At 64.4% G+C, this 7,534-nt stretch carries 9 protein-coding genes and 1 pseudogene; all 10 read left to right on the top strand.

Annotation, left to right across the window (positions count from 1 at the left end; translation table 11 throughout):
- A partial coding sequence (locus EN780_RS22690) for a glycoside hydrolase family 3 N-terminal domain-containing protein (protein ID WP_133372677.1) occupies positions 1-686 on the top strand: 686 nt, incomplete at its 5' end.
- Between the two features lie 63 nt (positions 687-749).
- Complete coding sequence (locus EN780_RS22695; RefSeq protein WP_127286573.1) at positions 750-1,550, top strand: ScpA family protein; 801 nt, start codon at positions 750-752, stop codon at positions 1,548-1,550.
- Positions 1,547-2,302: an SMC-Scp complex subunit ScpB gene (scpB, locus tag EN780_RS22700; protein WP_127286569.1), complete on the top strand. Its 756-nt coding sequence runs from the start codon at positions 1,547-1,549 to the stop codon at positions 2,300-2,302. The genes EN780_RS22695 and scpB overlap by 4 nt, the downstream gene beginning before the upstream one ends.
- Before the next feature lie 180 nt (positions 2,303-2,482).
- Positions 2,483-2,704, top strand: a complete 222-nt coding sequence (locus tag EN780_RS22705) for a twin-arginine translocase TatA/TatE family subunit (RefSeq protein ID WP_127286570.1) — start codon at positions 2,483-2,485, stop codon at positions 2,702-2,704.
- Positions 2,705-2,733: 29 nt separating this feature from the next.
- Positions 2,734-3,522: a Sec-independent protein translocase protein TatB gene (gene tatB / locus EN780_RS22710; protein WP_128275374.1), complete on the top strand. Its 789-nt coding sequence runs from the start codon at positions 2,734-2,736 to the stop codon at positions 3,520-3,522.
- The gene (tatC, locus tag EN780_RS22715) at positions 3,519-4,394 is read left to right on the top strand and encodes a twin-arginine translocase subunit TatC (RefSeq protein WP_127285296.1); all 876 of its coding nucleotides are present in this window, start codon (positions 3,519-3,521) and stop codon (positions 4,392-4,394) included. The genes tatB and tatC overlap by 4 nt, the downstream gene beginning before the upstream one ends.
- A gap of 100 nt (positions 4,395-4,494) precedes the next feature.
- Entirely contained in the window at positions 4,495-5,799 is a 1,305-nt protein-coding gene (gene serS / locus EN780_RS22720) for a serine--tRNA ligase (protein ID WP_128275375.1), read from the top strand.
- A complete protein-coding gene (surE, locus tag EN780_RS22725; RefSeq protein WP_128275376.1) occupies positions 5,799-6,557 on the top strand; it encodes a 5'/3'-nucleotidase SurE in 759 nt (252 codons plus the stop codon). Before serS ends, surE begins: the two co-directional genes overlap by 1 nt.
- Positions 6,554-7,213 (top strand): protein-L-isoaspartate(D-aspartate) O-methyltransferase, encoded by a 660-nt coding sequence (locus tag EN780_RS22730; protein ID WP_128275377.1) that lies wholly within the window; start codon positions 6,554-6,556, stop codon positions 7,211-7,213. Before surE ends, EN780_RS22730 begins: the two co-directional genes overlap by 4 nt.
- Positions 7,214-7,328: 115 nt before the next feature.
- Positions 7,329-7,534 (top strand): annotated as a pseudogene (locus EN780_RS22735) (peptigoglycan-binding protein LysM); the annotation flags it as partial.

The raw sequence follows: 7,534 nt of genomic DNA on the forward strand, positions 1-7,534 counted from the left end.
CCTTCGCCCTGCTTCGCCATGGCATCACCGCCGATTGCCTGCCGGTGCTCGACGTGCCGGTGGAAGGCGCCAGCGACGTCATCGGCGCGCGCGCCTACGGCAAGGAGCCGGGCCCCGTCATCGAGCTTGGTCGCGCCGCCGCCGAGGGACTGATGTCGGGCGGCGTGCTGCCGGTGATGAAGCACATTCCGGGGCACGGGCGGGCCTTCGCCGACACACATTTCGAACTGCCGACGGTCGATACGCCGCTCAGCGAGCTGCGCAGCCATGATTTCGCTCCGTTCAAGGCGCTCAACCAATTGCCGATGGCGATGACGGCGCATGTCGTCTACAGCGCCGTCGATCCGAACAACCCGGCGACGACCTCGGCAAAGGTGGTCAACGACATTATCCGCGGCGAGATCGGCTTCGACGGGCTGTTGATGAGCGACGACACCTCGATGAAGGCACTTTCTGGGGATTTCCCGGCAAAGGCGGCGGCGATCCTTGCGGCGGGCTGCGATCTGGTCCTTCACTGCAACGGGGTTTTCGAGGAAATGTCGGGCATCGCGTCACGCACCACGGCGCTTACCGGCAAGCCGCTCGAGCGCGCCGAGCGGGCGCTGACCTATATAAAGGATCGCGACCGCGCGAACGAGACCGAGATACGCGCCGAGTTTGCCACCTATTTCGACGCGGTGGCCTGACAGAGGAAAGAGACAGAGGCAGTGGCGGAAACATTGGACAGCAAGGCCGCGAAGGCCGCACCGATGGACCGTCTGTGGGCCGAGAACGACGATTCGCGCGTTACCGGCGACCCCTCGCTGGTCGTCGACGTCGCCGGCTTCGAGGGGCCGCTCGATCTGCTCCTGCATCTGGCGCGCAACCAGAAGGTCGATCTGGCGCGCATATCGATCCTAGCGCTGGCCGAGCAGTATCTGACCTTCGTCGAGCAGGTGAGGGCGCTGAGGCTGGAGCTTGCCGCCGACTATCTGGTGATGGCGGCGTGGTTGGCCTTCCTGAAGTCGAAGCTTCTGATCCCGAAGCAGCCGGGCGAAGAGGGCGAGAGCGGCGAGGAACTGGCTGCGGTGCTGCAGTTCCGGCTGAAGCGGCTGGAGGCGATGCGCGATGCATCCGCCAGGCTGGTCAACCGCAACCGGCTCGGCCGCGACGTGTTCGCGCGCGGCATGCCGGAAATGGTCATCATCGAGAAGCGCAACGCGTACTCCGCCTCGCTCTACGATCTGCTCACCGCCTATGCGCAGCAGCGCCAGAAGCAGGCGATCAACAATGTGACGATCGCCAGGCGTGGCGTGTGGTCGCTCAAGGATGCGCGCGACATCCTGAACAGGCTGGTCGGCACGCTCAGCGACTGGACGGCGCTGGACAGTTTCCTGATCGAGTATCTCGCCGCTCCGGAAGAGCGGCGCACGGCGGTCGCCAGCTCCTTTGCCGCGACGCTCGAACTGGTGCGTGAAGGCAAATTGGACTTGCGGCAGGAGCAGGTGTTCGCGCCGATCTATCTGCGCGGCCGCGCCCAAGGCATAAAGGCAGTCGAGGTGGTAGCATGAGCGAACGCGCCAACGCTTCGGTCATTCCGTTCAAGGTCGAGGACGAGGCCGAGGAAACTGCGGTCGAGCAGGCTTCGGTCGAGAATCCGGCCGAGCGGCTCGCTCTGGCGGAAGCCGTGCGCATGGCCGAGGCGATCGTCTTCGCCAGCGCCGAGCCGGTCAGCGAAAAGCAGCTTGCCGCGCGTCTGCCCGACGGCATCAACATCGCCGCTGCGATGGCCGACCTGCAGCAGATCTATGCCAGGCGCGGCGTCAATCTGGTGCGTGTCGGCGATGCCTGGGCCTTCCGCACCGCCGGCGACCTGGCGTTCCTGATGAGCCGCGACACAGTCCAGCAAAGGAAGCTGTCCCGCGCGGCGCTCGAGGTTCTGGCGATCATCGCCTACCACCAGCCGGTGACGCGTGCCGAGATCGAGGACATCAGGGGCGTCGAAACCTCGAAGGGCACGCTCGACACGCTGATGGAGACGGAATGGATCAGGATGCGCGGCCGTCGCCGCACGCCCGGCCGCCCCGTCACCTACGGTACGACGGACGCCTTCCTCGACCATTTCGCGCTGGAGGAGATCCGTGATCTTCCAGGCATGGAGGAACTGAAAGGCGCCGGGCTGCTTTCGACCCGCATGCCGTCGAATTTCTCGGTGCCGCTGCCGCCGGCCGACCCTGACGCGCTGGCCGAGGACGAGGATGCATTGACCGACATCGACCTCGAGGAACTCGGTCTTCTGACGCCGCGCGTCACGGAAGATTGACCCGCCTGCCGCTGTCAAAAGCAGCGTTGCGAGGGTAGATGCGCCGATTGGTAGCGGGCGGCATTACCGAAAATGCGTGACATCCGCCGCGCTGTCATAAACTTTGTCGCGGTTGTGTTTGAATCCCAACGCGAAAGCGCATAGATCATCGCCAGGGAAAACATTCGAGAGAGAGTAGCTATGGGTTCGTTTTCGATTTGGCACTGGATGATCGTCCTGGTGATCGTGCTGCTGGTGTTCGGCCGCGGCAAGATTCCGGAGCTGATGGGCGACATGGCCAAGGGCATCAAGAGCTTCAAGAAGGGCATGGCCGACGACGACACCGCCGACGACAAGCGCACCGTCGAGCATCGCGCGGACGAGACCGTTTCGACGGTGAAGGAAAAGGCCAGCAAGAGCTGAGCCCGAGGTTCTAGTCGGAACAGATTGCCATGTTTGAAGTCGGCTGGACCGAGATGCTGGTGATCGCGGTCGTCATGATCGTGGTCGTCGGGCCGAAGGATTTGCCCAATATGCTGCGCACCTTCGGCCGCACGACGGCAAAGCTGCGCGCCATGGCCGGCGACTTCCAGAAGCAGTTCAACGAGGCGCTGAAGGAAGCCGAACTCGACGACGTCAAGAAGTCGGTGGACGAGCTCAGGGGCCTCAGCCCGGTCGCCGAGATCCGCAAGCAGCTCAATCCGTTCGAACAGGCGGCGGCCGATGTCCGCTCCGGCGTCGATGCCGCGATGAAGCCGAAGCCTGCCGTCGATCCGGCCACGCCGGCCGCTTCGACGCCGCAGGCCAGCGAGCCGCTGAAGAACGGCGCGACGGTATTGCCTGGCGTCGAGGCACCGGAAGCGACGCCGGCGGCGCCCATCTTCCCGGCGATGACCGACGATGCCGTTGTGGCGCCGGCAGTTGCCGCTGCAACGGCGGCGCCGCAGAAGGTGGACGCCAAGAAGCCGGCCGCGGCGAAGACTGCCAAGGCACCCGCAACCGTGGCGAAGGCTGCAAAGGCGCAGGCAAAGCCGACGCCAGTGAAAGCCGCCAAGCCAGCCGCACCAGCAAAGACATCGAAGCCGGCAGCTAGCAAGGCGGCGAATAAGTCTGAAGTGAAGGCGGCGCCAGTGACGAAGCCGGCGACGGCGAAGCCCTCGCCCAAGAAGACGGCGCCGGCGACGAAGTCCGCGCCGGCGACGAAGCCCGCGCCTAAGAAGACGGCGGGAGCCGCCAAGTGAGCGTCACGGATCAGGAACGAGACGAAATCGAGAAATCGTCGGCGCCATTGATCGAGCATCTGATCGAGCTGCGCCGGCGGCTGATCTGGTCGCTGGGCGGCTTCTTCGTCGCTTTCCTCGTCTGCTTCTTCTTCGCCAAGCGGCTGTTCAACCTCCTGGTCGTGCCGTTCAAATGGGCGACGCAGTGGGCCGGGCTCGACCCGCACAAGGTCGAGCTGATCTATACGGCGCCGCAGGAGTTCTTCTTCACGCAGGTCAAGCTCGCCATGTTCGGCGGCATGGTCATCGCCTTCCCGCTGATCGCCACGCAGATCTACAAATTCATCGCGCCCGGCCTCTACAAGAACGAGCGCAACGCCTTCCTGCCGTTCCTGATCGCCTCGCCGATCCTGTTCCTGATGGGCGCCTCGCTGGTCTATTTCTTCTTCACGCCGATGGTGATGTGGTTCTTCCTCGCCATGCAGCAGACCGGCACCAACGACCAGGTGCAGATATCGCTGCTGCCGAAAGTCTCGGAATATCTCAGCCTGATCATGACGCTGATCTTCTCCTTCGGCCTGGTGTTCCAGCTGCCGGTGGTGACCAGCCTGATGACCAGGGTCGGCATGCTGTCGTCGAAGGCGCTGGCCGAGAAGCGCAAATGGGCGATCGTCATCGCCTTCGTCGTTGCCGCCGTGCTGACGCCGCCAGATCCGATGAGCCAGATCGGCCTGGCCATCCCGACCATCCTGCTCTACGAGGTCGCCATCTGGTCGGCCCGGCTGATCGAACGCAGCCAGGAGCGGGACCGTCTGGCGCGCGAGAAGCAGGAGGCAGACGAGACCGTGGCCGACAAGACGCCCGACGAGCCCTCGGCGCCGGCGGCATCGTAACGCGGCGGCGGCGGAAAACGGTAACCGCCGCCCGGCCCATCTTGCATCGATCGTGGATGCGGTTTACGCCCTCGAGCCTTAGCTCAGGAGCGTTCAGACCATGCTTGACATCAAATGGATTCGCGACAACCCGAAGGCCCTTGCCGAGGCGCTGGTCAAGCGCTCGTGGTCGGCGGCCGAGGCGCAGTCCACCGTCGATGGCCTGATCGCCAGCGACGAGGCGCGGCGCGAGCATCTGACCGAACTGCAGGTCAAGCAGGAACGCCGCAATGCCGCCTCGAAGGAGATCGGCAACGCCATGCGTTCGGGCGATGCAGCCCTGGCCGAGAAGCTCAAGGCCGAAGTCGGTGAGATCAAGGCCTTCATCCAGAACGGCGAGGCGCGCGAGCGCGAGCTCGACAAAGCGCTGAACGATGCGCTGGCGGTGCTGCCCAACGTGCCGCTGGATGAGGTTCCGGTCGGCAAGGACGAGCACGACAATGTGGTGAAGCGGATTGTCGGCGAGGTGCCTGCGCGCCCGAACTGGGTGAGGGAGCACTTCGAAGTCGGCGAAGCGCTGGGCATGATGGATTTCGAGCGGGCGGCAAGGCTGTCAGGCTCGCGCTTCACGGTGCTTAAGAGCCAGCTGGCGCGGATGGAGCGCGCGCTCGGCCAGTTCATGCTCGATCTGCACACGACCGAGCATGGCTATGAGGAAATCATCCCGCCGCTGATGGTCAAGGACGATGTGCTTTTCGGCACCAACCAATTGCCGAAGTTCGAGCTCGACCTGTTTTTCACGCCGCATGGCGACGGCAGGCTGGGCTTGATCCCGACCGCCGAGGTGCCGCTCACCAACCTGGTGCGCGAAGAAATCACCGCGCATGAAAAGCTGCCGCTGCGCTACACGGCGCTGACGCCGTGCTTCCGCTCGGAAGCGGGCTCGGCCGGGCGCGACACCCGCGGCATGCTGCGCCAGCACCAGTTCTACAAGGTGGAACTGGTCTCGATCACCGACCAGGAAAGCTCGATCGCCGAGCACGAACGGATGACGGCCTGCGCCGAGGAAGTGCTGAAGCGGCTGGAGCTGCCGTTCCGCACGGTGACGCTGTGCACCGGCGACATGGGCTTCGGCGCGCGCAAGACCTATGACATCGAGGTCTGGCTGCCCGGCCAGAACGCCTATCGCGAAATCTCGTCCTGCTCGGTCTGCGGCGACTTCCAAGCACGACGCATGGATGCCCGCTACAAGGACAAGGACGGCAAGGGCAACCGTTTCGTCCACACGCTGAACGGTTCGGGCACCGCTGTCGGCCGCGCTCTCATCGCCGTCATCGAAAACTACCAGAATGAGGATGGCAGCGTAACCATTCCTGAAGCGCTTCGGCCTTACATGGGTGGTCTGACCAAGATCGAATCGAAGTAATGCGCATTCTCTTGACCAATGACGACGGCATCCATGCCGAGGGCCTGGCGTCGCTCGAACGCATCGCGCGCACGCTGTCGGACGACGTCTGGGTGGTGGCGCCGGAGCAGGATCAATCCGGCTACGCGCATTCGCTGTCGATCTCCGAGCCGCTGCGGCTGCGCAAGATCGGCGACAAGCACTACGCCGTGCGCGGCACGCCGACCGATTGCGTCATCATGGGTGTCAAGAAGATCCTGCCGGGCATGCCCGACCTCATCCTGTCCGGCGTCAATTCCGGCGCCAACATCGCCGACGACGTCACCTATTCAGGCACCGTCGCAGGCGCCATGGAGGGCGCGCTGCTCGGCGTGCGCTCGATCGCGGTCAGCCAGGCCTATTCCTATGCCGGCGAGGACCGCGTCGTTCCCTACGAGACGACCGAGGCGCTGGCGCCGGCGCTGCTGAAAAAGCTGGTGGCGATGCCGCTGCCGGACGGCGTGCTGCTCAACGTCAATTTTCCGAATTGCGCGCCCGACGAGATCGAGGGCACCGTCGTAACCTCGCAGGGCAAGCTGGTGCACAGCCTGTGGGTGGACGAGCGCCGCGACGGGCGCGGCCTGCCTTATTACTGGCTGCGCTTCGGCCGCGAGCCGGTCGAAGGCAAGAAGGGCACCGATCTCCATGCCATGCGCAACCGACTGGTGTCGGTGACGCCGCTGCAGCTCGACCTTACAGCTCATGAAATTCGCGACCAACTGACCAAGGCGCTCGTATGAACCAGCCGATTTCAGTCGACGACCGCGAAGGTTTTGCCGCCTTCCTGCTGCGCCTGCGCGGCCGGGGGTCGGCGCCGAAGCCGCTGATTGCCGCCTTCGAGGCGACGCCGCGCCGTGGCTTCCTGTCCGGACAGTTCCATTCGCTCGCCTGGTCGGACGGCATGCTGCCGATCGAATGCGGCGAGGCGATCGAGGGCGCCGACCTGCAGGCCGCGGTGCTCGCGGCGCTTGGCATCGAGCCCGGCAACCGCGTGCTGGAGATCGGCACCGGGACTGGCTACACGGCGGCGGTGATGTCGCGGCTGGCGTCGCGCGTCGTCACCATCGACCGTTACAAGACGCTGACCGAGCAGGCCAAACAGCGCTTCGAGGCGCTCGGCATCGGCAATGTCATCGTCCGCCAGGCGGATGGCTCCAACGGATTGCCGAATGAAGGGCCGTTCGACCGCATCGTTGCCTGGGCGGCCTTCGACAACCTGCCGCGTTTCCTGCTCGACCAGTTGTCGAGCGGCGGTGTGGTCATCGCGCCGATCGGCCCGGAGGAGGGCGAGCAGGTGCTGGCAAAGCTCACCAAAGTCGGCAGCCGCTTCGAGCGCGAGGACATCGGTATCGTCAGGCTGCAGCCGATCCTGCGCAGCGTCGCCGCCGTCATCTGACACTCTTCGAATATTTTAAGAAAATTTTCGCCGGATTCTAAGGGGTTAACCGGCCAGTAACATTAACGCGCTTTAATCATGACCAGTTTGTACCGGGTCTGTGCGGGTTAGTGCGATGCAATTCAGTGTTTTGAAGGCAAACGGACGCAATCTGGCGCGTGGCTGCGCCGTCCTCATGATTGCAGGCGCCGCCGCGGGGTGCAGCTCCCAGGTCGCCCGCTTCAACGGTGTCGACGACGTCTTCACCTCCTCGACCAACAATCAACGCGCCATCATCGATAAACAAGACGCCGCCCAACCCTATCCGGGCGACACTGCGAT

The organism is Mesorhizobium sp. M4B.F.Ca.ET.089.01.1.1 (assembly GCF_004022605.1).
GTDB classification, from domain to species: domain Bacteria; phylum Pseudomonadota; class Alphaproteobacteria; order Rhizobiales; family Rhizobiaceae; genus Mesorhizobium; species Mesorhizobium abyssinicae.

What these genes read in the sequence shown, in the direction of transcription:
- EN780_RS22695 (WP_127286573.1), top strand. Translation starts at nt 750, where the DNA reads ATGGACCGTCTGTGGGCCGAGAACGACGATTCGCGCGTTACCGGCGAC.
- scpB (WP_127286569.1), top strand. Translation starts at nt 1,547, where the DNA reads ATGAGCGAACGCGCCAACGCTTCGGTCATTCCGTTCAAGGTCGAGGAC.
- EN780_RS22705 (WP_127286570.1), top strand. Translation starts at nt 2,483, where the DNA reads ATGGGTTCGTTTTCGATTTGGCACTGGATGATCGTCCTGGTGATCGTG.
- tatB (WP_128275374.1), top strand. Translation starts at nt 2,734, where the DNA reads ATGTTTGAAGTCGGCTGGACCGAGATGCTGGTGATCGCGGTCGTCATG.
- serS (WP_128275375.1), top strand. Translation starts at nt 4,495, where the DNA reads ATGCTTGACATCAAATGGATTCGCGACAACCCGAAGGCCCTTGCCGAG.
- surE (WP_128275376.1), top strand. Translation starts at nt 5,799, where the DNA reads ATGCGCATTCTCTTGACCAATGACGACGGCATCCATGCCGAGGGCCTG.
- EN780_RS22730 (WP_128275377.1), top strand. Translation starts at nt 6,554, where the DNA reads ATGAACCAGCCGATTTCAGTCGACGACCGCGAAGGTTTTGCCGCCTTC.